At 68.0% G+C, this 25,889-nt stretch carries 19 protein-coding genes and 3 pseudogenes; 6 read left to right on the plus strand and 16 right to left on the minus strand.

Going from position 1 to position 25,889, the window contains the following annotated elements; all coding sequences use genetic code 11:
• Positions 1-5: 5 nt before the first annotated feature.
• On the minus strand, positions 6-311 hold the full coding sequence (locus tag OG456_RS37915; protein ID WP_266569669.1) for a DUF6317 family protein: 306 nt from the start codon (positions 309-311) through the stop codon (positions 6-8).
• On the minus strand, positions 311-754 hold the full coding sequence (locus OG456_RS37920) for an SAV_915 family protein (protein WP_266569670.1): 444 nt from the start codon (positions 752-754) through the stop codon (positions 311-313). The genes OG456_RS37915 and OG456_RS37920 overlap by 1 nt, the downstream gene beginning before the upstream one ends.
• A 323-nt stretch (positions 755-1,077) precedes the next feature.
• On the opposite strand from OG456_RS37920, the pseudogene OG456_RS37925 reads away from it, so the two are divergent.
• A pseudogene (locus OG456_RS37925) lies at positions 1,078-1,398 on the plus strand (transposase); the annotation flags it as partial.
• On the opposite strand, the gene OG456_RS37930 reads toward OG456_RS37925, so the two are convergent.
• On the minus strand, positions 1,368-1,709 hold the full coding sequence (locus OG456_RS37930; protein WP_266569671.1) for a transposase: 342 nt from the start codon (positions 1,707-1,709) through the stop codon (positions 1,368-1,370). The pseudogene OG456_RS37925 and the gene OG456_RS37930 sit on opposite strands and share 31 nt — an antisense overlap.
• On the opposite strand from OG456_RS37930, the gene OG456_RS37935 reads away from it, so the two are divergent.
• Positions 1,629-1,799 (plus strand): DUF397 domain-containing protein, encoded by a 171-nt coding sequence (locus tag OG456_RS37935; RefSeq protein WP_266570720.1) that lies wholly within the window; start codon positions 1,629-1,631, stop codon positions 1,797-1,799. The genes OG456_RS37930 and OG456_RS37935 overlap by 81 nt on opposite strands.
• 176 nt (positions 1,800-1,975) lie before the next feature.
• Here OG456_RS37935 and OG456_RS37940 read toward each other — a convergent pair whose 3' ends face one another.
• The 8 genes and pseudogenes from OG456_RS37940 to OG456_RS37975 all read right to left on the minus strand — a co-directional run.
• Positions 1,976-2,263: a hypothetical protein gene (locus tag OG456_RS37940; RefSeq protein ID WP_266569672.1), complete on the minus strand. Its 288-nt coding sequence runs from the start codon at positions 2,261-2,263 to the stop codon at positions 1,976-1,978.
• A 198-nt stretch (positions 2,264-2,461) separates the two neighbouring features.
• Complete coding sequence (locus OG456_RS37945; RefSeq protein WP_266569673.1) at positions 2,462-2,971, minus strand: inositol-3-phosphate synthase; 510 nt, start codon at positions 2,969-2,971, stop codon at positions 2,462-2,464.
• Between the two features lie 74 nt (positions 2,972-3,045).
• Positions 3,046-3,387 (minus strand): hypothetical protein, encoded by a 342-nt coding sequence (locus OG456_RS37950; RefSeq protein ID WP_266569674.1) that lies wholly within the window; start codon positions 3,385-3,387, stop codon positions 3,046-3,048.
• 19 nt (positions 3,388-3,406) lie between these two features.
• On the minus strand, positions 3,407-3,760 hold the full coding sequence (locus tag OG456_RS37955; protein WP_266569675.1) for a hypothetical protein: 354 nt from the start codon (positions 3,758-3,760) through the stop codon (positions 3,407-3,409).
• A 99-nt stretch (positions 3,761-3,859) separates the two neighbouring features.
• Positions 3,860-4,663: a ThuA domain-containing protein gene (locus tag OG456_RS37960; protein ID WP_323136426.1), complete on the minus strand. Its 804-nt coding sequence runs from the start codon at positions 4,661-4,663 to the stop codon at positions 3,860-3,862.
• A 1,049-nt stretch (positions 4,664-5,712) separates the two neighbouring features.
• Positions 5,713-6,829, minus strand: a pseudogene (locus OG456_RS37965) (Gfo/Idh/MocA family protein); the annotation flags it as partial.
• A 127-nt stretch (positions 6,830-6,956) separates the two neighbouring features.
• Positions 6,957-8,138 carry an ROK family protein gene (locus OG456_RS37970; RefSeq protein WP_266569676.1) on the minus strand — a complete coding sequence of 394 codons (1,182 nt, stop codon included), beginning with the start codon at positions 8,136-8,138 and terminating at the stop codon, positions 6,957-6,959.
• Between the two features lie 962 nt (positions 8,139-9,100).
• A pseudogene (locus OG456_RS37975) lies at positions 9,101-10,312 on the minus strand (Ig-like domain repeat protein); the annotation flags it as partial.
• Between the two features lie 811 nt (positions 10,313-11,123).
• Here OG456_RS37975 and OG456_RS37980 point away from each other — a divergent pair.
• The 3 genes from OG456_RS37980 (at position 11,124) to OG456_RS38000 (ending at position 16,987) form a co-directional block, all read left to right on the plus strand.
• Positions 11,124-12,116, plus strand: a complete 993-nt coding sequence (locus OG456_RS37980; protein ID WP_266569677.1) for a multicopper oxidase domain-containing protein — start codon at positions 11,124-11,126, stop codon at positions 12,114-12,116.
• Between the two features lie 435 nt (positions 12,117-12,551).
• Complete coding sequence (locus OG456_RS37985; RefSeq protein WP_323136427.1) at positions 12,552-16,448, plus strand: ThuA domain-containing protein; 3,897 nt, start codon at positions 12,552-12,554, stop codon at positions 16,446-16,448.
• A 302-nt stretch (positions 16,449-16,750) separates the two neighbouring features.
• Positions 16,751-16,987: a LuxR C-terminal-related transcriptional regulator gene (locus tag OG456_RS38000; protein ID WP_266569678.1), complete on the plus strand. Its 237-nt coding sequence runs from the start codon at positions 16,751-16,753 to the stop codon at positions 16,985-16,987.
• Between the two features lie 156 nt (positions 16,988-17,143).
• Here OG456_RS38000 and OG456_RS38005 read toward each other — a convergent pair whose 3' ends face one another.
• Complete coding sequence (locus tag OG456_RS38005; RefSeq protein WP_266569679.1) at positions 17,144-18,319, minus strand: ROK family transcriptional regulator; 1,176 nt, start codon at positions 18,317-18,319, stop codon at positions 17,144-17,146.
• 136 nt (positions 18,320-18,455) lie between these two features.
• Positions 18,456-19,445: a sugar phosphate isomerase/epimerase gene (locus tag OG456_RS38010; protein ID WP_266569680.1), complete on the minus strand. Its 990-nt coding sequence runs from the start codon at positions 19,443-19,445 to the stop codon at positions 18,456-18,458.
• A 705-nt stretch (positions 19,446-20,150) separates the two neighbouring features.
• Between OG456_RS38010 and OG456_RS38015 the strand changes: the two genes are divergently transcribed.
• Complete coding sequence (locus OG456_RS38015) at positions 20,151-22,574, plus strand: PQQ-dependent sugar dehydrogenase (protein WP_266569681.1); 2,424 nt, start codon at positions 20,151-20,153, stop codon at positions 22,572-22,574.
• Positions 22,575-22,824: 250 nt separating this feature from the next.
• On the opposite strand, the gene OG456_RS38020 is transcribed toward OG456_RS38015, so the two are convergent.
• From OG456_RS38020 to OG456_RS38030, 3 genes are all read right to left on the minus strand, one after another.
• A protein-coding gene (locus OG456_RS38020; protein ID WP_266569682.1) for an IS3 family transposase occupies positions 22,825-24,026 on the minus strand; the annotation gives its coding sequence in 2 pieces (ribosomal slippage) (positions 22,825-23,789 and positions 23,789-24,026; 1,203 coding nt in all).
• A gap of 58 nt (positions 24,027-24,084) precedes the next feature.
• The gene (locus OG456_RS38025; protein WP_266569683.1) at positions 24,085-25,287 is read right to left on the minus strand and encodes an IS110 family transposase; all 1,203 of its coding nucleotides are present in this window, start codon (positions 25,285-25,287) and stop codon (positions 24,085-24,087) included.
• A 290-nt stretch (positions 25,288-25,577) separates the two neighbouring features.
• Complete coding sequence (locus OG456_RS38030; RefSeq protein ID WP_266569684.1) at positions 25,578-25,700, minus strand: hypothetical protein; 123 nt, start codon at positions 25,698-25,700, stop codon at positions 25,578-25,580.
• Positions 25,701-25,889: the final 189 nt, after the last annotated feature.

Genomic DNA, 25,889 nt, shown 5'->3' on the forward strand with positions numbered 1-25,889 from the left:
GAGCCTCAGCCCTCCCCCGTCATCAGGTCTTCGAAGAGACCGTGTACATCGATGTCGTGCCGCCGGAAGGAGTCGCGCGCGTAGGCGACCTTGTCGCCGTGGTCGTCGAGCCGGTCCGCGAAACCGATGTGCAGCGCGAGGATGAGATCGGCGACCTCCTTGATCGCGTGATCGAGCCCGGGATCACCCCCATCGGCCACCGGCGGCGACACGTGCTGGTGCAGCATCCGGTAATGCGTCGCTTCCCGGTGGAAGGTTCCGGTCATCGACGTGAGGTCGCTCAGTACGACCCTGTATCCGGCACCGGACATCAGTACATCTCCTGCGCGTAAGCGGCCAGAGCGGCCGGCTGCCAGTGGGGTTCTCCGGCGAGCGCCGCCGGGTCGAGCCGCACGGTCACCTCACGCTCGGCCATAGCCTCGGCCAGCGGGCCGAGTGAGGTGGCGACCCACGGCTGATATTCACCAAGCAGCACGACAAGCCGGTCCAAGGTCGTAAAAGCAAGGGCGACGATGCCGCCGGCAGAATGCTCGAAGAGCTCGTATGTGATGAACGGAACCCTCACCGCACGGCCGTCCGCACTCGTGGCGTGGATGGAGCGAGGATGGGCCGGTACGAAGACCGGGGTGTGGTACGCGGGGACGCCCGGTTTCGGGCCCGTTTCTCTGTCCGCCGCAGGGCGTGACGGCAGGGCCTCATCAATGTAGTCGAGCAAGCGCGAGCGGCGCGGTGCGGTCGGCTCACCGTGCGGCATGCTCATCACCGCCTCCCCCTCGAAGCTCGGCCTGGACAGTCGGGCACCGCCACCCTAGACGCCGTCGCAACGAACAATTTCGGTCAAACCCGTCACCCGGAGCGGATGCATTCGCAACCCATACGCCACTTTGGTCTGGACTTGATCCCCGCTTGACTCTGCGATGACCTGCGTTCCGGGCCAGGGTCAGCCGTTGTCAGCCCGGCAGTTGCCGCACTGGCTGATCACCGGCGCATCGGGCAGATGTCGCGGGGGTGTGTCAATTTAACGGCCGTGTCTCACTTTCAGTGGTGACGGAGCGTGCGGCTATCCGAGGAGGATGCGGTGACGGCAGCGGCTTCGCCACCGCAGGCCATCTGGCCGCCTACGCAGGACTTGCCCCGACCACCCGCCCTTCCGGCTCCTCAATACGCGCCGAGCACCCCCCGCGGCGAGGCAACAGACAGCTCAAACGAGCCTTCTACCTCGCCGCGTTCGCCTCACTGTCACAACCGGACTCACGCGCCTACTACGACAGGAAACGACGCGAGGGGAAACACCACGTCGCGGCCCTCGTCTGCCTCGCCCGACGCCGCATCGACGTCCTCTTCGCCATGCACCGGGACGGCACCTTCTACGAACCGCCCGCCACTGCCACCGCTTGACGAAAACCATAGGGGCACTTTTTGCGAGCCCCGGCCGCGTGCTGGTGAGCGCGCACGACGGTGGAGTCGACCGAGACGGCCCAGTTGACGTCTCCTTCGGCATCGGCCTGCGCGATGAGCACAGTGAAGGCCCGCTCCCACGTACCGTCGATAGCCCACATCCGCAGCCGGTTATAGACGCCTCGCCAGTTGCCATACTTCTCCGGCAGGTGGACCCACTGCGAGCCGGTCTGGAACTTCCAGGCGATCGGTACAGCAGTGCACAGGGGGACAGTTGCGTGGAAGTAGCCGTCACAGAACAGGCGGTCCACGTACGAGACTCCAAGGACGTAACCCGTCCGGCCTTTGCCGTGAGCCCGGACCGCTGGTCGCGCTTCCTGGACTTTGTGGCGGAGGTCTGAGGGCGCCGCGTCAAGGGGTCAGCGGCAGGCGTTCAGGTCGGCGAAATCAGGGTCCCAGGGGACGAACGAGGCATCGCTGACGACCGTGTTGAGGGCTGTGCGGGATCGAGGGTCCCAGAGCCAGATGCGATCGCCGTCGCGGAACCTGTCAACGCGATCAAGGCAGGTAGTGCGGTCTATCCCTGTGCCGTGATCGTTTGATCGTCGTGTCGGAGGTCGGCGGGCTTGTTGATCCAGGCGGCCTCGGGGAGTTTCGGGGGTTCGGGGGCGGCGCGGACGAATCGTTCGGGGTGCTGGCGGTAGACGCTTGGGCCAGCTCCTCGAGCGCCGGGATCCGCATGCCGGCCGACGGGGTGAAGTCGACGTGGGAGCAGCCGGCCGTGATCGCCGCCCGCGAGGACGTCGGCGCGCATCTCGCGGAGCTGGTCGGCGAGGCCGAAGTGCACATCGAAGGGGGTATGCATGGAGCAGGTTGGTGCCGGACCAGGCCCGCACTCGCAGGCCCCGGGCGGCGAACAGATGCTGAACAACCTGGGCGTCACCAAGTCGCACTCCCGGCCGAAGACGTCAGGCTATTCCGGAGTGCCGGTGGGCGAGGTTGTACCAGTCGAAGAAGCCGGTGCACCAGGCGCGGGCCGACGGCAAGACCGGGGAGACTCTGCTCAAGGCCACCCTCGGGGCGCGGCCTTCAAGGCCTCGTCCGAGTGGTGCGCCGGATGCGCCTCAAGGACCGGTTCGGTCGAGGACACGTTGACGACGACCACCCGTGCGAGGTCGTGCCGCTCGCGGAAGGCAACGATGTCGGCCCGTATCGCCTCGACGACGTCCGACTGGCTCATGTCACGGTCAGGGAGAGGGGCATGGCGTATCTCGGCGTCGGCGGCGGCCAGGTCGTCGTGGACACAGGCGGGCAGCCCGTGCGGCAGCACACCGGCGGCGACCAGCTGCTCGGCCCGCTTGGGTAGCGGCGGGCAGGCCACGTCGTGCCCCCCGAAGACCAGGTCGGACAGGGCGGGCAGCCCGGCGTCGGGGAAGCCCGGCTGCTCGGTGACGCATCCGGCCGGCCCGGCCAGCTCCGCCCGCAGAGCGGCCGTGCCCACGACGACCGTGGTGGCCACCGATCCGCGCGCCCCCGCCAACCAGATACCCGTGCGACTGCGCTGATCTGGCATCTCGTCACCTCCGTCGGCCGGGCGCGATCGCGCCCGGAACCCTCGTTCTTCGCTGAAGATGTCGCTCTCCCCTGTCACCTGCTGTGGTTCCCCTCCGGCTCGTCGTCCGGCGTCAAGGACTGACCGTCGGGGGCTACCTGCAGGAAGACGTGCTGGTGCCCCAGGCCGGCGTCGATGTCGACCGCGTCGAGTTCGGTGGCTCCGATCGACCTGACGTCGATGCCCTGATCCCGCTGCGAAGCCGCCGCCGCGACGAGCCGCTTCTTCAGGGAGGGGGGTGCCCCGAGGGCCAGCCGGTAGGAGTCCACGGCGCCGTCCAGCGCGCGGACGGCCGCGGAGAAGTCGGAACGGGCCACGTTGTAGCCGGTGTCCCCGGACGGCGGGTGGGCAAGGGCCGCGACGGCCGCCGACGTCACCGCCTTCCACCGCCCGGCCTCAAGCGGCTCCCGCGGCCCTGGGTGCGCGCCCTTCGTGCGGCATCGCCGTCTCCATCTGCCCGAGCACCGGCATCAGGCGTGTGGCGAGGTCCCTCGCCTGTGTGGTGAGCGCCTTGACCTGCTTGGCGTTGCGGGCGGCTTCCTGGGCGCGGATGCAGTCGGCGAACTGCCGGGTCGGGTCGGCCGAGGCCGTACGCCCCGCCCCCACCAGGGCGGCCACCAGGCCCGCCAGCAGGGCCAGCCCGAGGACGGCGCCGACGCCGGCGAACAGCCCGCGGCGGAAGGCCCCGTGGGCGGCGGCGCCCGGCCTCACCGGTGCGGTGAGGCGGCGCACGGTCGTTGACGACGGCAAGGTGGGTCCTTTCGCTGTGCTGTGCCGACGGACTGGCGGGAACCCGCGTGCCCGGCGCGCCCCCGGCACGGTGGGCGTGCCGGGAGACGGTACCGCCGGTCAGTCGGTGCTTTCGGGGTCGCAGTTGAACTTCGCCGCACCGGCCGTCATCTTGATGCCGCCGAGAATGTGCGACAGGAACAGCGGGTCGGTGTAGCTCTCCTTCGTGTGGCCCATGCCGGTGTAGAAGGACCGGCCGCCGTCGTACGGGTGGCACCACGCGATGGGGTGGTCGGCGCCCATCGAGCCGCCGGAGTAGCCGACCGGGTTGTACGTCCTCTCGTCCAACGTGGCCAGGACGCGCACGGCGGAGCGGGGGTTGGAGCGGTAGTTGTACCACTCGTCGGTGCGGGTCCAGCGGTTCGGCAGGTCCTTGGTGGCGGGGGTGCCCCGGCCCGCGACGTTCACGGTCGCCTGCTGGATCGACGGGTGGTCCAGGAAGTACGCGCCGACCAGGCCGCCGTACCAGGACCAGGTGTACCCGGAGTCGGCGGCGGCGTGGATGCCGACGAAGCCGCCGCCGTTCTCGATGTAGTGCTGGAAGGCGTCCTTCTCGGACTGCTGGTCCAGCGGGTCGCCGGTGGTGGAGATGAAGACGACCGACTGGTACTTCGCCAGGTTTGCGTCGTTGAATTGGGTGGCGTCCTCGGTGGCGTCCACCGTGAAGCCGTTCTCCTGGCCGAGCTTCTCGACGGCCGCGATGCCGTCGGGGATGGAGTCGTGCCGGTAGCCGGTGGTCTTGGAGAACACCAGCACTTTGAACGCCGGTGAAGCGGCGTGTGCGGTGGTGACGCTGGTGGCCGCGAGCGGCAGGGCCAGAGCGGCCGCCGACAGCAGCGCAACGATACCTCTACGGGACATCATCAACCTTTCGTGACCTGATTTCCGGGGACGGGGGTGCTGGATCAGCTGAAGGCGCCGGGCAGGTACTGGTCGACGTTCTCCTTGGTCACGGCGCCGGCCTCTCGAAGACCACATGGCGGTTCGTCGACTTGTCGATCTCGCTGATCAGTTGGCTCCTCGCGGACGACCTCGGTGAGGAGGCTCCTGAGGGCTGCCACGTTTCGTGGGCGGGGATCCGGGGTCTGAGGCCGGTCGTGGATCCCTGGCGCTTTTCCTCGGGGGAACTGCTGTGGTGACGGTCGGTGTTTACTGATGAGTCCGTGCGTCCGTGCAGGTTTTCCGGAACAGTCCGCTTCCTGTAGCCCGGAGGGCTGAGAGGAAGGTAGTTCTCACAGCGTTGTTTGAAAAGGGTTCGCGAACCGCTCGTGCCCTTCGTGGCCGGAAGCGGCAACGGGTGTAACAGTTTTGGGCAATGAGTGACGGCGCACGGCTGGAATGTCGGGGACTTCGTATGCGTTCACCGGTGCGGCGGGATGCCGGACCGTCCACCCTCCTACCTCTGGCCTGGAAAGCTTGAGTTCGGTAAGGGTCGGCAGGCCATGCGCCCGACGACTTGCGGGACTCCTCACGCGAAGGACGCGCGAACCCCGTACCGAGGCAGGCGGGTATTACCGGAGCGCATGGTCGAATGTGCCCCGGCATTTACCGGCGACTGCCGTTCGGACTGACACCGGTGAGTCGACTCCGGCCTTTTCGGCCGGGGAATGAAAGTTGTTCGACCGGTCGGATTTCCATCAGGAGTTTCCTTGGAATCCTCCTTTTCCTGGATGGAGCGTGAACATCGGTTGCGGGCGTCCGGCTATGCGGTCCCGGCCACGCGTCGGTGAGGCGTCGGTGGGGCCGCGGGGCGGCCGGCTTCGCGGAGCACGGTCAGGGAGCGACCGCGAGGGTGTCGTCGGCACCGGAGGCCAGCGGCAGGTTCTCCTGCGAGACCTTCTCGGGCTCGACGGGCGTCCACACGCTGCCGTTCTCGGCGCTGCGCTCCACCGCGGCCAGCACCCGCTGCCGTTCTCGGCGCTGCGCTCCACCGCGGCCAGCACCCGCTGCACCTGCAGCCCGTCGGCGAAGGACGGCTCGGGGTCCCGGTCCTCGATGATGGCCTGCAGCAGATCGCGTGCCTGATGCACGAAGGTGTGGTCGTAGCCGAGTCCGTGACCGGCCGGCCACCACCCCTCGAGATAGGGATGGTCGGGTTCGGTGACCAGGATCCGGCGGAAGCCCGCCGTCGCGGCCGCCTCGGTGTGGTCGTGGAAGTCCAGTTCGTTGAGGCGCTCCAGATCGAAGGCGATGCTGCCGCGGTCGCCGTTGATCTCGATGCGCAGCGCGTTCTTACGGCCGGCGGCGACCCGCGTGGCCTCGAAGGACGCGACGGCGCCGCCGGGGAACCGCCCGGTGAACAACGCTGCGTCGTCCACCGTGACGGGGCCGCGCGGCGCCGAACCGTCGACGACGGCCGCGAGCCCGGAGGACACCGCGCAGCGGACGTTCGCGGACGAACGTCTCGGTCAGGGCCGACACTCCCGACAGCTGCTCCCCGACGAGATACTGGGCGAGGTCGACGATGTGTGCGCCGAGGTCGCCCAGCGCGCCGGAGCCGGCGTGCTCGCGCTGCAGCCGCCACACCAGCGGAAACTCCGGATCCACGATCCAGTCCTGCAGATACTGCGCACGTACGTGGCGCAGGCTGCCGAGGCGGCCTTCGACGATCAGCCGACGGGCCATGGCGAGCGCCTGTGTGCGCCGATAGCTGAGCCCCACCATGGAACGCACGCCGCGACGCGAGGCAGTGGCGGCGGCAGCAGCCATCGTCTCCGCCTCCTCGACGGAGTTGGCGAGCGGCTTCTCGCAGAGCACGTGCTTGCCTGCCTCCAGCGCCGCGATCGCAATCTCGGCGTGACTGGAACCAGGGGTGCAGATATCCACCAACTGCACATCGGGGCGGGCGATCAAGGCCCGCCAGTCGGTCTCGGTGGCGGCCCAGACCTGACGCCGGGCGGCCTCTTCCAACGCCGCTTGCTCACGTCCGGCGAGGGCAGCCATGATCGGGCGCATGGGCAGGTCGAACGCGCAGGCGACGGTACGCCAGGCATGTGAGTGCGCGCGGCCCATGAAGGCGTATCCGACCATGCCCACCCCGATCGCGGGCGAGCCGTTCTGACTGTCCATAGGCGCTCCTCAAGGATGCGTGTGGGCGCAGGGAACGGACACGGGAACGCGTCCGTTCGCGGGAACGGATTCCGGCCGCGCTGGCGCGTCAGGACGGTGAGAAGATGTGGTCGCTGATCAGTCGGGTGGCCCCGACGACGCCTGCGACCTGGCCGAGCTCGCCGAGGACGATCGGCAGGTTGCCGGTCGCCAACGGCAGGGACTGCCGGTAGACCTGGGTGCGGATGCTCGCCAGGAGGGTGTGCCCCAGCCCGGTGAGCCCTCCCCCGATGACCACCATGCCGGGGTTGAAGAAGCTGACCAGGCCCGCGATGACCTGACCGGTACGGGTTCCGCCGAGGCGGATCAGTTCCAGGGAGGCGGCGTCCCCGGCTCCGGCGGCTGCCGACACGTCTTCGGGGGTCAGTCGCCCCATCGCCTCGAGCCGCCCGGCCAACTCCGCCGATCGGCCCGCCTCGGCGAGCGCGGTCGCGTCACGCACCAGGGCGTTGCCGCCGAAGTGCGCCTCCAGGCAACCGGTGTTGCCGCAAGCGCACGGCGACCCGTCCAGGTCCACCTGGATGTGGCCGATGTCGCCGGCACTTCCGGTGACACCCCGGTGGACATCGCCGGCGACCACGATGCCGCAGCCGATGCCGGTGCCGACCTTGACGCACAGGAAGTCGCGTACGGAGCGGGCGACACCGGCCTGCTGCTCACCCAGGGCCATCAGGTTCACGTCGTTGTCGACGAGGACGGGGCAGCCGAGCTCCTGACTCAGCACCTCGCGGATGGGGAAACCGTCCCAGCCGGGCATGATCGGCGGTGCGACGGGGACGCCCTCGGGGAAGCGGACGGGTCCCGGCACGCCGATCCCGGCGCCGTCGAAGTGCTCCGCCAGCCCCTCCTCACACAGCTTGGCGGCCAGGGCGAGCACCCGCTCGAACACGGCGACCGGGCCCTCACGCACGTCCAGCGGCTCGGACAGGTGGCCGAGCACCTCCAGCTCCGCGTTGGTGACCGCGGCGTCCACGGAGGTGGCACCGATGTCCACGCCGAGGAAGCGCAGCGAGGGGGCTATCCGGACGTTGTGCGAGCGGCGGCCGCCACGCGAAGCGGCGAGACCGTCCTGGACGACGAGGCCCGTCTCCAGCAGCCGTTCGATCTCGACGGCGAGCTTGGAACGCGACAGTTCGACCTGGCCTCCCAGGGCGACGCGGGACTGCGGACCGAGGTCGCGCAGCAGGCGGAGCAGCCTGGCCTGGTCGACATTGGCCGGTCGAGCCGTCATACGCCTCACGCCGCCCCTCCCGTCGTCGACGAAGTCGTACGCACACCCGGAACTTCGGGGGCGACTTTCCAGAGGACCGTAGCACCGTGGTGCCGAACACGAAAGAACTTGCGCAGCAGTCGGTTGTACTTTCATCTCGCAATGGACAAAGTCGATTTGAAGTAGCCGCCGCCAGCGCGCGTGCCGGGCTCAGGTCTGCACTGTGCCCGCCGGAGAGGGCCTGGCGGCGGCCGCGGAAAGCGGGCAGGCCCGATGGGTTGGAGCCGGCCGGCTCCAACCCATCGGGCCTGCTGCTGTGCTGTCGAGTCGTCCGTGCGGGCGCGGCAGAAGCTCGTTGAGACCTGCCGAGCCCTCACGGATCAGGCGGGGACGGTCGCCCCCGTGAGCACCTCACCGATTCACGCCTGGGTGTGCGGCTTGCCGACGTCGGAACGGCCGGCAGCCTTCTTGATCTGACCCGCCTCCCGTTGGTCGACGACGCCCTCGTGCCGGAGGGCCGCCACGATGTGCTCAACGTGCGAGACGAATCCGCCGTGACTGCTCCAGGGCCGGTGATCCTCGATCAGCTCGTTTATGGTGCAGCCGTTTGCCGTGACGCGGTTCGGGATGCCCGTGTTGGCCGAGCCGACGAACACCGTGGCACGACCGTCCGTCTCCGGGCAGTTGGTGGGCGGCTTGCTGTCGACGACGGTGAGGGACAGCGACTTGGCCGTGGACGTGTTGCCGGCCTTGTCGGTGGCCCGGTACAGGAAGGTGTGGCTCCCCGCCCTGTCCACCGCCACCGGCGCGGTGTACGGCAAATAGGGGCCACCGTCGAGCGAGTACTCGACCTTGTCCACCCCCGAACCGGAGTCCGAAGCCGACACCGTCACCGTCGCACTGGAAACGTAGTCACCCGACGCGTCCTTCGTACCCGACACCGACGCAGACGTATCGGGCGCAGTCGTATCCGCAGGCGAAGACGCCACCACCGTGAACGACACCGACTTCACCGCAGAGGTGTTACCAGCCTTGTCCGTCGCCCGGTACGCCACCGCATGCTCACCCACGCTACTCACCTGCACCGGAGCGGAGTAAGCCGCATAAGCCCCACCGTCGACCGCGTACTCGACCTTGTCCACCCCCGACTCCGCGTCCGAAGCCGACACCGTCACCGTCGCACTGGAAACGTAGTCACCCGACGCGTCCTTCGTACCCGACACCGACGCAGACGTATCGGGCGCAGTCGTATCCGCAGGCGAAGACGCCACCACCGTGAACGACACCGACTTCACCGCAGAGGTGTTACCAGCCTTGTCCGTCGCCCGGTACGCCACCGCATGCTCACCCACGCTACTCACCTGCACCGGAGCGGAGTAAGCCGCATAAGCCCCACCGTCGACCGCGTACTCGACCTTGTCCACCCCCGACTCCGCGTCCGAAGCCGACACCGTCACCATCGCACTGGAAACGTAGTCACCCGACGCGTCCTTCGTACCCGACACCGACGCAGACGTATCGGGCGCAGTCGTATCCGCAGGCGAAGACGCCACCACCGTGAACGACACCGACTTCACCGCAGAGGTGTTACCAGCCTTGTCCGTCGCCCGGTACGCCACCGCATGCTCACCCACGCTACTCACCTGCACCGGAGCGGAGTAAGCCGCATAAGCCCCACCGTCGACCGCGTACTCGACCTTGTCCACCCCCGACTCCGCGTCCGAAGCCGACACCGTCACCGTCGCACTGGAAACGTAGTCACCCGACGCGTCCTTCGTACCCGACACCGACGCAGACGTATCCGGCGCAGTCGTGTCTTGCCCGGAGCCTGCGGTGACGGTCAGTTCGCCCGACATGATGTGACCCGGCATCGCGCAGTAGTAGCGGTAGACGCCGGGGGTCAGGGTGACCTGGGCCGTGTGCTTGCCTCCGCTGGAGTCCGACGGGCTCGCCTGGATGTTGAGGCTGACGTCGGTGTTGTAGTCGGGGTTGGAGGTGTCGAACGTCAACGTGTGCGGCATCCCCGTCGTGTTGCCGGTCGCCGCGCTGTTCTCGAACACGATCGTCGCCGGCCCCGCCACCGCGGTGGTGGGGGCGGACACATAGCCCGTGTATCCGTCGCCGGCCGTCCAGGTGAGCACCTGGGCCGTGGCGTCGGCGCGGCCGAGGGCCGCGTAGGCGGCCGGCGCAGCCAACGAGAAGGCCGTGATCAGCACGGCCCCCAACACCACCAGCAATGGGCGCGTGCCGAACCGGCTACGTGGCGCGGATCTGGAGGGAGGCGGATCCGTCTGGGCATGGAGCAGTCTTCTGAACACCGCTGCACCTTTCGCGAATCGCTTGTTGCGGTACCGGGCAGGGGTTGCTTCGCGGTACCGCCGTGGACGACCGGCCGCCGGGACGGCCGCGTCGGGGCCCGTCCGGCCGGGTGCCGCCGCGGAACTCGGTCCGGGGCGGCGGTGGCACACAGTCCGTCAGCCTGACCGGCGCCCTGAACTCAACGGGGCGATGCGGGCAGGGCGCTGGGAGTGATCACCGGGGCGGGACGACGGCGAACGGTCGCGGTCACACACGAACGAGCGGGGTGCGCTCCACTTTGTGCCGGAGCGGTAGCGCCGCGGGCCCGCGCGTGGTTCACCCACCTCCCCCGGATTGCAGCAACGAGGGGAAGCTAGCGTTCTTTTGATGGCTCGCCAAGGTCTATGGCCACAGTCCGACCAACTTTGACCTGAGTCTGGAAAAACTGCAGAAGCCCCGTTACCGTGAGGCCGTTCCCAGGCCCAGTCCGTCTCCCGAGCGAGCCGGTCTCGGCAGGCCGACACATCGGCCGGCCGGACGGCCCGGACCCGAGCCCGATCCACCGACCTTCTATGTGGCCCCGCGGGGCCGAACGCCCGGCGAACCACCGCAAACCGCCGCGTACGGATGCTGTGCTGCCCGGGCGGCACACCTCAAGATCACACAAGACTTTCAGGCACCCCCAGGCCTGTCGCGGATTGGAGAGCGATGACCGACTCAGGCGCAGGCACGCGACGCCTCTTCTCCCGGAGATCGTTCGCCACCGGAACCATGGCGGCGGCCGTCGTCCCCGCCGTGCTCGGCAGCACCGCCGCCGCACCCATGGACAAGCCGACCGCGAAAGGCAACGGCGGCGAAGTCCGCAACCTGACGCTGTACATGGAGAACCTGCCGAACGGGGACATGGGCTACAGCCTCAACCCCGGCCAGGCGACGGTTCCGGGCCCGCTCATCGAGCTGACCGAGGGCGACACCATGAACATCGAGGTGGTCAACAACCTCAACGTCGCCGCCAGCCTGCACGTGCACGGCCTGGACTACGACGTCGCCAGCGACGGCACCAAGATGAACGACAGCGTCATCCAGCCGGGCGAGCGGCGCACCTATGTCTGGCGCACCCACGCTCCGGGCAAGCGCCACGACGGTACGTGGGAGGCCGGAAGCGCCGGCTACTGGCACTACCACGACCACAATGTGGGAACCGAGCACGGCACCGGCGGTATCCGCAAGGGCCTGTACGGCCCCGTGGTGGTGCGGCGCAAGGGCGATGTGCTGCCTGCCAAGCAGTTCACGGTCGTCTTCAACGACATGACGATCAACAACAAGGTCGCTCCCGACACTCCCACCTTCAAGGCCGTCCGCGGAGAGCGGGTGGAGTTCATCGTGGTCACCCACGGGGACTTCTTCCACACCTTCCACGTCCACGGCCACCGCTGGGTGGACAACCGCACCGGGATCCTGGAGGGTCCGCAGGACGTCAGCCGGGTCATCGACACCAAGACCACCGGCCCCGCGGACTCCTTCGGGTTCCAGGTGATCGCCGGCGAACGGGTCGGCGCGGGCCACTGGATGTACCACTGCCACGTCCAGAGCCACTCGGACATGGGCATGTCCGGGGTCTTCATGGTGACCGAGGCCGACGGCACGATTCCCGGCGGCATGGCCGGCTCACATGACATGCACGACATGCCTGGCATGTGAGCCGAGTCGGTGTCATCCGTCCCGCCACTCCCACCCCACAAGCCACGCCCGTCACACCTGGCCGGACGGTCTTACGGGCGTGTACCACCCTGCCGCCGGTCGGCCCTGGGCCGTGAGGACCCGGGGCGTCCGCGCCCTCACCGGCATCAAAATCCCGGCCATCTCCGGACGTCCTGATGGCCGGTCGGACCCGCCTCACCCGGCGTATGCCGGTCGGGGCCCGTGCGGCAGCCCTGCTCCACCCCTGACCACTCTTCCGTTGTCGGATCGAGTCAAGGAGCACATATGGGCCGAAGAGACCGGTTCGCACTGTCACGACGGAGCGGAGCACCGCCGTCGAGTCCTGTGCGAACTTTCCGTCATGCGCGCCCCTGGCGGCGCGCGGTCGTCCTGCTGTCCAGCTCGGCGCTGGCACTGGGACTGTCACTGCCGGCCATGCAGGCACAAGCGCAGCCGCAGACCGCTGCCCCCGAGGCCCGGAGCGCCGCCGCCGAAGCCTCGGTGAAGGTCCTCGTCTTCCACGGACCAGCCGACAAGCAGGACGACCCGGTCGCCTCCGCCACCTCGGCGATCAGGGAACTGGGTCAGAAGAACGGCTTCTCGGTGGACGAGTCGGATGATCCGGGCGTCATCACCACCGACAGCCTGGCCCGCTACCGCGGCGTGGTCTTCCTGTCGGCCGAGGGTGTGTCCCTCACCTCCGAAGAGGAATCTGCGTTCCAGGCCTACATCAAGGGCGGCGGCGGCTTTGTCGGCGTTCACGACGCCGCGCGCGCGGATGCCTCATCCAGCTGGTTCACCGGCCTGATCGGCACGCGGCCGGCCTCCGGCCTGCCCGCTTCCGAGAAGGTGGCGGAGGTCACGGCAAGCGACGACAACCCGCCGAACGAGACGAAGGCCAATCTGTTCGACGGCAGCAACACGACCAAGTGGCTGGCTCACCAGCCCACGGCCTGGGTCACGGCGAAGATGGACCACCCCGTCGCGGTGGCCCAGTACTCGCTGACGTCGGCCAACGACTCTGCCGGCCGTGACCCCAAGGACTGGACCCTTCAGGGCTCGCAGGACGGGGACACTTGGAAGGCGCTGGACACCCAGAGCGGCCAGAGCTTCGCGGACCGCGCCCAGTCCAAGCAGTACAAGTTCTCCAACACCACCACCTATCAGTACTACCGACTGAACATCACCGCCAACTCCGGTGAGCCGCTTACTCAGTTGGCCGAGCTACGGCTGTTCGGCGCCGACCCGGCGCCCGCGCCGGAGACCAAGGTGCAGCAGGCGGTCGTGGACGTCACAGACCGCCAGCACCCGGCGAACAAGGGCCTGCCGCTGAAGTGGACCCGGTCCGACCAGTGGATGAACTGGGACCCGAACCCCGACGGCAACGTCCAGACGGTCGCCCAGGTCGAGGAGAACTCCTACGACCCCGGGCCGGCGGGCAACGGCGCCTTCCACCCCATCTCCTGGTGCCGGGACTACGACGGCGGTCGGTCGTTCTACACCGGCATGGGCCGCACCGAGGACAGCTACACCTCGGACACCAAGTTCCAGAGACATCTGCTCGGCGCCATCGAGTGGACGACCGGCATGGTCCGCGGCGACTGCCAGGCGACCATCGCGTCGAACTACTCGGTCGATCGGCTCACGGGCAAGAACCAGGCGGGCCAGCTCGACCAGATCGGCGAGCCGCACGGACTGACGGTGGCGCCCGACGGCAAGAGCTTCTACATCGGCAAGGCGGCATGCCCGAGCGGTCCGATCTCCGACTGGAACGACCCCAAGGTGGGCCTGGGCTGCGGCACGATCCACCAGTGGGACCCCAAGACCAAGCAGGTCAAACTGCTCACCACACTCGACGTGATGGGCAACCGCGGCAGCGGCGACGAGCTGGTCAAGAACGAGGAAGGTCTGGTCGGCATCACGCTCGACCCCAAGTTCGAGCAGAACGGCTGGATCTACGTCTACTGGATGCCGCACGAGTCGGTCGACCGGGACAAGCAGACGGGTCAGCGCACCGTCTCCCGGCTTACCTACGACTTGAAGAGCCAGTCCATCGACAAGAGCACCCGCAAGGACCTGCTGCACTGGACCGCTCAGATCCACAGCTGCTGCCACACGGGCGGCGGCATGACCTTCGACAACGATGGCAACCTCTACGTCGGCGTCGGTGATGACAACTCCTCGCAGGGCGCCGGTGCCGGCTACTCCGGGAACAACTGGACCAAGGACTACAAGGGCCTGTCCTTCCAGGACGCCCGCCGCACGGCCGGCAACACCAATGACCTCAACGGCAAGATCCTGCGGATCCACCCCGAGGCCGACGGCACTTACACGATCCCCAAGGGCAATCTGTTCACCGGCAAGGAGGAAGGGGGCGGCAAGACCCGTCCGGAGATCTACGTCATGGGCGTCCGCAACATCGCGCGGATCTCGTGGGACAAGTCCAACAACTGGCTGACCGCGGCCTGGGTCGGCCCCGACGCGCCGACGCCGGACCCGGAGCTCGGCCCGGCCAAGTACGAGACCGCGAGCATCATCACCTCCGCGGGCAACCAGGGCTGGCCGTACTGCATGGGCAACAAGCAGCCCTACCGTGACCGCAGCAACACCGACGCGAGTGTGCTCACCGGCTGGTACGACTGCGACCACCCGAAGAACACCTCGCCCCGCAACACCGGGCTGGTCGACCTCCCGCCGATCCGCAGCAACATGATCTGGTATTCGCCGCAGGGCGGCGGCGTGGTCTACCCGCAGCGCAGTGACGGCAGCGGACTGCCCACATACGCGCAGAGCGACGAGAAGTACACCGAGCCGTACCTCAAGGGCGGTGGCCAGGCCATCATGGACGGCCCGACCTACCACCGTTCGGAGGTCGACACCAAGAGCGGTGTCGCCTGGCCCGCGTACTGGGACAACAAGTGGTTCATCGGTGACGAGTCCAACGCCAACAACCGTGCCGCGGTCACCGTCACCCCGGACGACGTCAAGGCCCAGTCCAAGCCGGAATTCGGCGAGGACCTGCGCCGGATCCTCCCCGGCGGCATCGGGGACAACAAGATCCAGAGCTGGATGGACGCCAAGTTCGGCCCGGACGGCGCGCTCTACATGCTCGACTACGCCGGCGGCTTCTTCAGCCTGGACCCGAACCAGAAGCTGGTCCGCGTCGCCTACCACGGTGGCCCGGCCACGCCGAACCCGAGCGACGCCTCCGGCCGCCCGGTCGCCCAGAGCAAGCCGCGGACGATCCAGTTCTCGGCCGCGAAGGCGGGCGGCGTCTCCTGGGAGTGGGACTTCGGTGACGGCAGCCAGCCGTCCCACGAGGCCAACCCCACGCACACCTACGCCTCCTACGGCACCTACCACACCACCCTGAAGGTGACCTACGCCAACGGCGAGCAGTCCACCGGCAAGATCGACGGGACAGCGGGCTGCACGGCGCCCGACGCCCGTGCCAACGTCTGGCTGCTCGACAGCGACACCGGTGTGGCCAACCACAAGGTTGGCGGCGGCTGCACGGTCAACGACCTGATCGACGACGAGAGCGCCTGGCCGAACCACGGCGCGTTCGTCAGCTACCTCAACGCTCTGGTGGACCAGTTCCGCAAGGACGGTGTTCTCGACAACCACGAGGCGGCGACGATCAGCAAGGACGGCGCCAAGTCGCCCATCGGCAAGACACCCGGCTACAAGTCCATCTTCGACGGATCCGCGTCGAGTCTGGCCGGATGGAGCCAAGCGGGCGCAGGGCAGTTCTCACTCCTGCCGGACGGCACCCTCCACAGCTCCGGCGGCATGGGAATGCTGTGGTATAGCGAGCAGGAGTTCAAGGACTACTCGATCCGGCTGCAGTTCCGGGATGTCGCTCCGGAGGGCCACCAGGCCAACAGCGGTGTCTTCGTGAGGTTCCCCGATCCGCGGACGCCGCTGGACAAGCGGCCTGAGGGCTGCAGCACGACGGGAGCGGCTCGCACCGCTCCGGAGTGGGTGGCGATCTACTGCGGAAACGAGATCCAGATCTACGACGGCGACAGCGGTGAGCCCCAAAAGACCGGCTCCATCTACAACTTCGATCCGAACGACCTGGCCCACGCGAAGGTCACCCCGAAGGGCCAGTGGAACGACTACGAGATCCGGGTCGTCGGACAGCACTACACGATCATCCGCAACGGCGTAGTGATCAAGGAGTTCGACAACACGCCCGGCAAGTCGTCGTCGCGTGCGGGCGATCCGTCCACGGACCTGCGTCAGTTCTTCAGCGGCTACGTGGGTCTGCAGAACCACAGTGACAACGACCTGATCGAGTTCCGCAACATCCGGGTGCGGAACCTGTAGCAAGGAGCGATCGGCGCCGGGCTCGGGGCGGCTGTCCCGGGCCCGGTTCTGCGCTGGCCGACGGCCGACGCGCACCCGTGCGGCGGTGACGGGCCTCCCGGGCCGTCCATCACCCCATTGAACGATTCAATGCAGCAGAAAGTAATTTTTCGTGTAGAGCCCATCAAACCCGGACCCCGAGCTACTTGAAACGTGATAGCGATTTGACGGACTCCGCGGTCGATCACGGGTTCTGGCCTCCTATCAGGGCGGTGGCCTTCCCCGCGTTCCCTGCCGACCGCACTCGGCAAAGGAGGACGGAAGTGTCCACGCTCAGCTACGAGACAGAACGGCGGCCCCCCAACAACGCGGGTCTGCACCGAGACGAGGTGCACCTGCTGTCGCTGCTGGCGACCGGTCTGCCTATCGAGTCCGTCGCCCGGCGGCTCAACGTCTGCCCCCGCACAGTGCGCAGACGTTGCCGAGGTGTGTGCGACAAGATAGGCGTCAGCAGCGTCATCGAGGCCGTCGCCTGGGCAGCACGGCGCAGGCTGATCTGACCTCCCCCCGGGGGCTCTTGAAGTCCACGCGCCATACCTTTTCGCGCGCTGCCGCGCCCCTCGAGGGATGCGGCAGGGTGCGAAGAGGTAATGGCCGGTCGCGGGTGGGGCGCGACCGCTTGCCGGACGGGTGCCGCGGACGGGGCGACCGGGGGGTCAGCTCACAGGGCCGCCGTAGGCCAGTTCACTGGCCAGCACGGCGGCGCCGACGACCCCGGCGCGGGCGCCCAGTTCGGACAGCACCATCGGCAGGTCGCCGGTGGCCAGCGGCAGCGACCGCTGGTAGACGACGCTGCGGAGCTCAGCGAGCAGGATGTGCCCGAGATCGGCGAGGTCGCCGCCGATGACAATCATGGACGGGTTCATGAAGCTCACCAGCCCGGCGAGCACCTGGCCGACCTGCCGTCCGCCGGCCCGGACAATGCCGATGCAGACGGCGTCACCGGCGGCCGCGCCGTCGGCGACATCGCGCGCGGTGAGACAGCCCTTCGCCGCCAGCAGCTCCGCCAGCAGCAGGGACCGGCCGTCGTCCGCGGCCGACTCGGCGTGGCGCGCAAGCGCCTCCTGACTGAAGAGCGCCTCCAGGCAGCCCACGTTCCCGCAGGAGCAGACCGGGCCGTCCGCGTCGACCTGGATGTGGCCGATGTCGCCGGCGCAGCCCGCGGCGCCACGGTAGATGCGGCCGGCGATCTGCATTCCGCAACCGACGCCGCTGCCGCTGCCGATCTTGACGAAGATCAGGTTGTCGACGGTCCGGGCGACGCCGCTGTGCTGCTCGCCCAGAGTCATCACATTCACGTCGTTGTCGACGGCGACGGGGCAGCCATGTTCGCCGGACAGCACATCACGGACCGGATGGCGGTCCCACCCCGGCATGATCGGCGGGGAGACGGGGACGCCCTCACGGAAACTCACCGGGCCGGGCAGACCGATCCCGATGGCGTCCAGCTGCGTGAAGTGGCCCTGAGCGCGCATCTTCTCCAGGATCCGCGTCGCCCGTCCCAGCACGTTCACCGGACCGGTACGGATGTCGCAGCGCTCGCTGTACGACGCCACCGCCCGCAGGCAGCCGTCCGTGACTTCGACGCCGACCGAGCGGGCGTCGAGGTCGACCGCCGCGAAGCGCAGGCCAGGGTCCAGTTTCACGAGCGTGGAGCGGCGTCCTCGGCGGGGGCCGGCGCACTCCGCCTCCACGACTCTCCCCGCCTCCACCAGGTGGTCGAGCTCGGCCAGCAGGCGCCGACGCGGCACCTCGAGCCGGCCGGCCAACTGGGCGCGTGACAGCGGCCCGTGGTCTCGCAGCAGAGTGAGCAGCTCGTACCGGATGCTCACATTCGCGCACCTCCTGATGGCAGGCACTGCTCGCCCGCCCACGTCGGTGGCGGCAGTGGCATGAGAAACGTCCACCCCGTTCCGCCGCTCGCGCCGGCACGAGCCGGGGAGCGGGAAACGGGGTGGTGACGAGGGGTCAGGAAAGCAGGTCGGCGAGCGCGGTGTAACTGCGCTGCGCGGCCCCCAGCGAGCCGGGCGGGTCGGGCTGGGTGCCGGGGGCGCTGTCCTGCTCCCAGATGCCGTGGTGGTTGCCGAACGGACCGATCGCGTGGATGAACCGCTGGTAGCGCATGTCACCGGCGCCGAACTCGGTCATGTCGTAGCCGTCATCGGCGTTGGGGTCGGACTTGCCGTCCTTCATGTGGAACAGCGTGTACCGGTAGGGGTGCTCGCGCACATAGGCCGCGGGGTCAAAGCCGGGGTAACGGAACTGGCCGACGAAGGCCCAGTAGACGTCCATCTCGAGGTAGACGTGGGCGGGCTCGGTGTTATGCAGGAAAACGTCGTACAGACGCACCTTCGGCTGGTCCTGGGCGAAGGCCCACTCGGACCAGTGGTTGTGCTGGTACAGCTTGAGTCCACGCGCCGACGCGGCCTGACCCCAGCCGTTGAACTCCTCCGCGGCCGCCTGGTACCCGGCGACCGTCGGGGTGTCCGAGGGGGCGTTCGGGGTCCCGATGTTCGGCATACCCAGGATCTCGGCGTTGTCGAGCTCCTGCTGCAGATTGCTGCGGAAGGCTCCGATGCCGATGTGGCTGCCGATGGCTCGCAGGCCGTTGTCGTCGAGCAGCGTGCGAATCTCCTGGAGGGTGATCTGCCGGCCGAGAATGGAGGTGTTCTGGGTGTAGCCGGCGAACTCGACCTCCTTGTAGCCCATCCGTGACAGTTCCTCGAAGACGACACGGAAACCGAGGTCGGAGACCTTGTCGCGGACGCTGTAGAGCTGGATGCCGATGGCGTCCTTCGGAATGCTCAAGCTGGCGCCCTGGGCCGCGGCGTCCGGGGCAAGCGTCTGCGCGGACGCGGGGAGCGCGCCTGCGACGGACGCCGCACCGATGGCCACGGTGCCGGCGGCTGCCGCACGCAGGAAGCCCCTGCGGTCGAAGTCGGGTGTGAACTGACCCATCATCACTCCTTCGTTGTGGAGCACCGAGCCGCGGTGAGACCGCGGCGTGGGCCGAACAGGGGGGACGTACTCGCCCGGTCGTCGTGCGGGGCGTTCGTCGGCCGGAACGCCTGGTGAGTGGGCAGTTGGCAGAACTGGCTGCGAGGTGACCGGAACCACCCTCGCGAACTAGGGCGGCGCGGTTGCCGCCACGCGGCTCCCCCGCGGACCGCGCAACGGCAACAGGGTGGCCTCGGCGGACCCCGGAGGACGATGAACGCCTGAGACCGTCGATAGTTGACCACGAACCACCGGTACTTTTCACCAGACGAGCAAAAGATGTGGCCACTTCAGGCCATGAAAAGCAGCTACCGGGCAGTACATCCTTGACAGCCTTCGTCACGAAGCCCACTCTCATGACGCTTCACCAGGGTGCCGCGAACCCCTCCGAGCCCTCGCCTCAGTCCCACTGCGGACCCGTGCGGCCACACATGCCGCTTCGTCCGCAGTCCGACCACGCCCGACGTCAGTTGCCGGCGGCGTGCACACCAGGACCACCTGTCCCCTCCACCGGCGAACCGGCACACGCCGTCCCGGGCATCCAAGCCCGGCCCGGCACCCCGCGCGACGCGACCGCTCGCGCGATGTCCACCGCAGCGCCCCAAGAGAGGTAGGCAGTAAGTGCGTACACCAGTAAGTCGACTACTCACCGCCACGTTGAGCGCAGTGCTCAGCGTGGGGATGGCGGTGGCCGGATCGTCGTCCGCGCAGGCGCGGACCCAGGCACCGCAAAGAGCGGCCGCGACCGCCGCTGCGTCGTCCGACTTCCAGCAGGTCACCCTCGCCAAGGGAGCGGACCAGGTGGGCGAGCCCATGGGACTGGCGGTGCTGCCCGACGGCAGCGCGCTGCACAGCTCCCGCGACGGCACGCTCTACCGAACGACCCTCGACGGACTCACCGACGTGGCGGCGAAGCTGGCGGTCTACACCCATGACGAGGACGGGTTGCAGACCATCGCGATCGACCCGCACTTCGCCCAGAACCATCAGGTCTATGTGTATTACGCGCCGCGGCTCGACACCCCCATGACCGACGCCCCGGAGAGCGGAACGGCCGCCGACTTCGCGCCCTACAAGGGCTACAACCAGCTGTCCCGGTTCACCTTCGCCGACGGCAAGCTGGACCTGTCGAGCGAGCAGAAGATCATGCGTGTCAACACCGACCGCGGGCAGTGCTGCCACGTCGCGGGCGACATGCACTTCGACGGTGACGGCAACCTGCTGCTGAGCACCGGCGACGACTCCAACCCGTTCGAATCCGACGGCTACGCCCCCATCGACCGGCGGCCGGAACGCAACCCTGTCTTCGACAACGAGCGTTCCACGGCCAACACCAACGACCTGCGGGGCAAGCTTCTGCGGATCAAGGTGCACAACGACGGCACCTACACGACCCCGAACGGCAACCTGTTCCCGAAGGGCACCCCCAAGACCCGTCCAGAGGTCTACGCGATGGGCTTCCGCAACCCCTTCCGGTTCAACGTCGACCAGAAGACCGGCGTCGTCTACCTGGCCGACTACGGCCCGGACGCAGGTAGTGCCGACCCGAAACGCGGGCCGGAGAACACCATCGAGTACAACCGGATCACCAAGGCCGGCAACTTCGGATGGCCGTACTGCATCGGCAACAACACGCCGTACATCCAGTACGACTTCGCCACCGGGACATCCGGGAAGCCGTTCGACTGCGCCCACCCGGTGAACGATGCTCCCCTGAACACCGGCCTGAAGGACCTGCCGCCGGCCCAGCCGGCCTGGATCTGGAACCACTACGCGGGCAACCCGCTCTTCCCCCAGCTCGGCGGGCAGGGCGCACCGATGGGCGGCCCCGTGTACAACTACGACTCGGCGCTGAAGTCCCAGGTCAAGTTCCCCGCGAGCTATGACGGGAAGTTCTTCGCCTACGAGTTCGGCGCCCACTGGATCAAGCCGATCACGTCCGACAGCAGCGGAAAGATCCAGTCGATCGACACCTTGACCGACGGCAAGGACTGGGCCCACCTGGTCGAGCCGATCGACACCGAGTTCGGGCCGGACGGATCGCTGTACGTGCTCGACTACGGCAGCGCGTGGTTCGGCGGCTCGCTGGACGCCGGGCTCTACAAGATCGAGTACGCGCCGGGCAACAAGGCGCCGACCGCGGCGATCAAGACGGACACCTCATCGGGCAAGAACCCGCTGACGGTCAAGTTCGACGGCACGGGCTCGACCGACCCCGAGAACGACAAGCTCACCTATGCGTGGGACTTCGACAACGACGGCAAGACCGACTCCACGGATGCCACCCCGTCGTTCACTTACACCACAAACGGCCAGTACCACGCCAAGCTCACGGTCAGCGACCCGAGCGGCAGAACCGGTGTCGCCGCCACCCTGGTCACGGTGGGCAACTCCGCGCCGGTACTGTCCTTCTCCCAGCCGCCCAACGGCCTGACGTTCAAGGACGGGGACCAGGTCGCGTGGAAGATCGACGCGAGCGACCCGGACGGCACCCCGGTGGACTGCTCCAAGGTCCAGGTCAACTACTCGCTCGGCCATGACATGCACTCCCACAACCTCTCGCAGGCCACGGGGTGCAGCGGTACGTTCACCATGACGACGGCGGGCCACACGGACGCCGACGACTTCTACGCCATCCTCTCCGCGAGCTACACCGACTCCTCCCCGACCGCCGGGGTACCGGACCTCACCGGCACGACACAGATCGTCCTGCAGCCCAAGGGCAGGCAGGCGGAGTTCTACCGCACGCAGTCCGGCGTGCAGACGAGCTCCGACGCCAACGCCCAGGGCAACGAGGCGATCGAGTCGATCAACAATGGTGACTGGATCGAGTTCGACCCGTACGACCTCCAGGGTGTGAGCAAGATCGACTTCCGGGCCGCGTCGAGCGCTACCGGCGGCACCATCGAGGTCCACACCGACGCGCCCGACGGCCCGCTGGCCGGCACGGCGACGGTCGGCGACACCTCCGGCGCCTACACAACGGTCAGCACACCGGTGACCGACCCGGGCGGAACACACAAGCTGTACTTCGTCTTCAAGGGCGGTAGCGGCGATCTGTTCAACCTGGACTCCTTCACGATGAGCTGACACGGCAACAGCCCGTCCCGGCCCGCCGAGCCGTCATTCACCGACGGCCCGGCGGGGCCTTGCCTGTCGCGTGAGGCCTGCCGCACCCGGGCCCGCTGGTACGCCGCCCCCGACAGGCTCCGCGGCCGGCGCACCCGCATCGCCTCCAAAACCATCGCCGACCCCGCCGCCCGTACCAGCCACATGCAAAGCAACCTCGTTAATTGGCGATGCCGGAAGCAGATGAACCGTTCCGGGTTCGGTAGAGATCTCAGATGTTGTGCGTGACCTGGGGTTTTGTGGTTGCCAGGTAGTGCAGGGCTTCGTATTCGACGGGTGGGACGTGGCCTATCTCACCGTGGAGTCGTCGGTGGTTGTACCAGTCGACGTACTCGGCTGTTGCGAGCTCGACGTCGGACAGTGTCTTCCAGCGGCGTCGGGGCTTGATCAGCTCGGTCTTGAACAGGCCGATCGTGCTCTCCATCAGGGCATTGTCATACGCGTCGCCGACGGATCCTATCGAGGCGGCGATGCCGGCGGTGTCCAGATGCTCGGCGAGCCGGAAACTGGTGTACTGCGACCCGGCATCGCTGTGATGGATCAACTCGCCTGGCTGGATTGGATGTTGTTCGCGGTCGCGTTGCCAGATTGCCATCTCCAGTACGTCCAGGACGAACACCGTTTCCTTCGCGGTGGCCACGGACCAGCCGACGATGCGGCGGGAGAAGGTGTCCACGACGAAGGCGACGTAGACGACACCGGCCCAGGTCTTCACGTGGGTGAAGTCCGCGACCCAGCACCGGTTCGGGGAGTCGGCGACGAAGTCGCGGTCCACCAGGTCCGGCGCCCTCCCGACCTGCCCGCCGGGCAGCGTGGTGATCACCTTCTTGCCGCGGAGCACACCGACGATGCCCAGCTCGCGCATGAGGCGTTCGATCGTGCAGCGGGCCACCGCGTGGCCCTGCCGGTTGAGCTCACGCCAGATCTTCCGCGCCCCGTAGACACGGTAGTTGGCCTCGAAGACCTCGCTGATCCGTTCCTTCAGCTCGGCGTCCCGCACAGTCCTGGCCGACGGTGCGGCCCGGCGCTTGTGGTGGGCGTAGTAGGTGGAAGGGGCGATCTTGCAGTCGTGCTCGGTCAGAACACGGCAGATCGGCTCGACTCCGCCGAAGCGGTCCCGGTGCTCGTCGATGAAGCTCACGAGCGTGTGTGTGGCCGGTCGAGCTCGGCCGCGAAAAAACTCGCCGCGGCCTTAAGGATCTCGTTCGCCCGCTTCAGCTCGGCGATCTCCTTCTTCATCGCCTTGACCTGCATGGACTCCTCTGTCGTCGTGCCCGGCCGGGCACCGGCATCGACTTGGTCCTGCCGCACCCACTTGCGCAGCGTCTCGGTCGTGCCGATGCCCAGTTTCGCGGCGACCGCTTTCATCGCCGCCCACTCGGTGTCGTAGTCGGGCCGCACCTCGGCGACCATCCGAACCGCACGACGGCGCAGCTCAAGCGGGTACTGGGAAGGAATCTCAATGATCGTGTCAAGCCGTCTGCGTGACCGACGGGGCGGAGGTGAACAGCCTCTTGTCACGCAGCATCGCCCACAGAACATCGACCCGTCGCCTGGCCAGCGCGAGCAGGGCCTGGGTGTGCAACAGCCCTTCGCCTCGTTTCTTGAGGTAGTAGTCCCGGGAGGGGCCAGGCCGCATCATCGCGGTCTGCGCGGCCAGGTAGAAGATGTGTCGCAGACGCCGGTTGTAGCGCTTGGGCCGGTGGTAGTTGCCGCTGCGGCGGCCGGAGTCCCGCGGGACCGGGGCCCGGCCCGCGTGCGAGGCGAGGCGGCCGGCGTCCTTGTAGCCGGACAGGTCGCCGACGATGGCGACGAACTCGGCGCCCAGGACGGGGCCCATGCCGGGCATCGACTCGATGATCTGGGCGCGTTCGTCGGCGCGGAAGGTCTCGCGGATCTCCCGGTCGTTGTCCTTGATCCGCTCGTCCAGAGTCAGAAGCTGGTGGGCGAGATCGCAGACCAGCTTCGCGGCACGCTTCTCGCCCGGCAGCGCGGTCATCTGCGACTGGGCTGCCTCCACTGCCTTCGCCGCTACGGCCTCAGCGCCGCGGACCTTGCGGCGTTCCAGCCAGGTCGTCAGCCGCTTGACGCCGATCCGTCGCAGGGCGGCCGGAGTCTGGTACTCGGTCAGCATCGCGACCGGCCCCTTGGCTGCGGAGTAGTCGAAGGCCCGCTCCAAGGCGGGGCAGATGCCCACCAGCAGGTCGCGGAGCCGGTTGATCAGACGGACCCGGTCGGCTATCAGATCGGCCCGGTAGTGCGTCAGCGCCTGCAGAGAGGTGACCAGCTCCGGGGGCGTGGCCAACGGGACGAAGTCCCGGCGCATACGTGCCTGGTCGGCGATGACACGGGCATCCTTCGCGTCGGTCTTGCCCTCGCCCCGGTAGGCGCCCGACATGCGGTTGACCGTCCGTCCAGGTACGTAAACCACCTCCTGGCCGTGCGCGATCAGCAGCGCCAGCAGCAGGGTGGAAGCCCGGCCCGAGATGTCGACCGCCCACCTCACTTCACCTGCCCGTTCGCGGGCGGTGTCAATGAGCGTGAGGATCTGCGCTTCGTCGTTGATCACCTTCGTCGAGAACAGCGTCTCGCCGTCGGCATCGACGGCCACAGCCCAGTGATGCCCCTTGCCGGCATCGATGCCGACCCATATCCGCTCGTGAGACGTACTCAAGCCCGTCGCTCCGTATCCCTCGTGACCAGCACTACATGGTCCGAAGGACACCCCGCCGACAGGTCCCTAACCAGCGATGACCGCAGTTCTCAATCAGTGGTCGGAGCGTCCCGGAGGACCGGGCGGCCATTCCTTCCGAGCCCTCGAGGGCAACGCGCCATCAGCCATACCCGGTCCTCCCGGACCGCCTCACATTCTTAGGGACGTGCCATGACTCGATCCTCTCAAACGATCGAGTCCCTACCGAACCCGGAACGGTTCATGCGGGCCCAGGCCGACAAGTTCGGCGCCTAGTGGTCGAGGACGGCATCGGCGACCGTGACGTCCTGACGCAGCCATAGGTCTGCTCTCAGCGACCAGTTCGGGGAGGGCCGGGCCGGCGTGGAGGGGCTCGCGGCTTCGCCAGTCCGCATCTGTTCACAAGTTGTTCCTGCGTCTGCCTCGGGGCCGCATGTGGTAACGGCCCCCTTGCCCTGACAACCCTTCTCGCAAGACGCCTGCCTGCGTCCGTGCCGGGAGGTTCGACGTCTTGGTGTCGGCGAAGGCGCCGGACCTGGTTGGTCCGGCGCCTGTCGCGTTCACTCTTCGGCTGAGCGTGGTGC

Origin of the sequence: Streptomyces sp. NBC_01446 (genome assembly GCF_026340095.1) — a bacterium.
In the GTDB taxonomy this organism is placed as follows: Bacteria; Actinomycetota; Actinomycetes; order Streptomycetales; family Streptomycetaceae; genus Streptomyces; species Streptomyces aureus.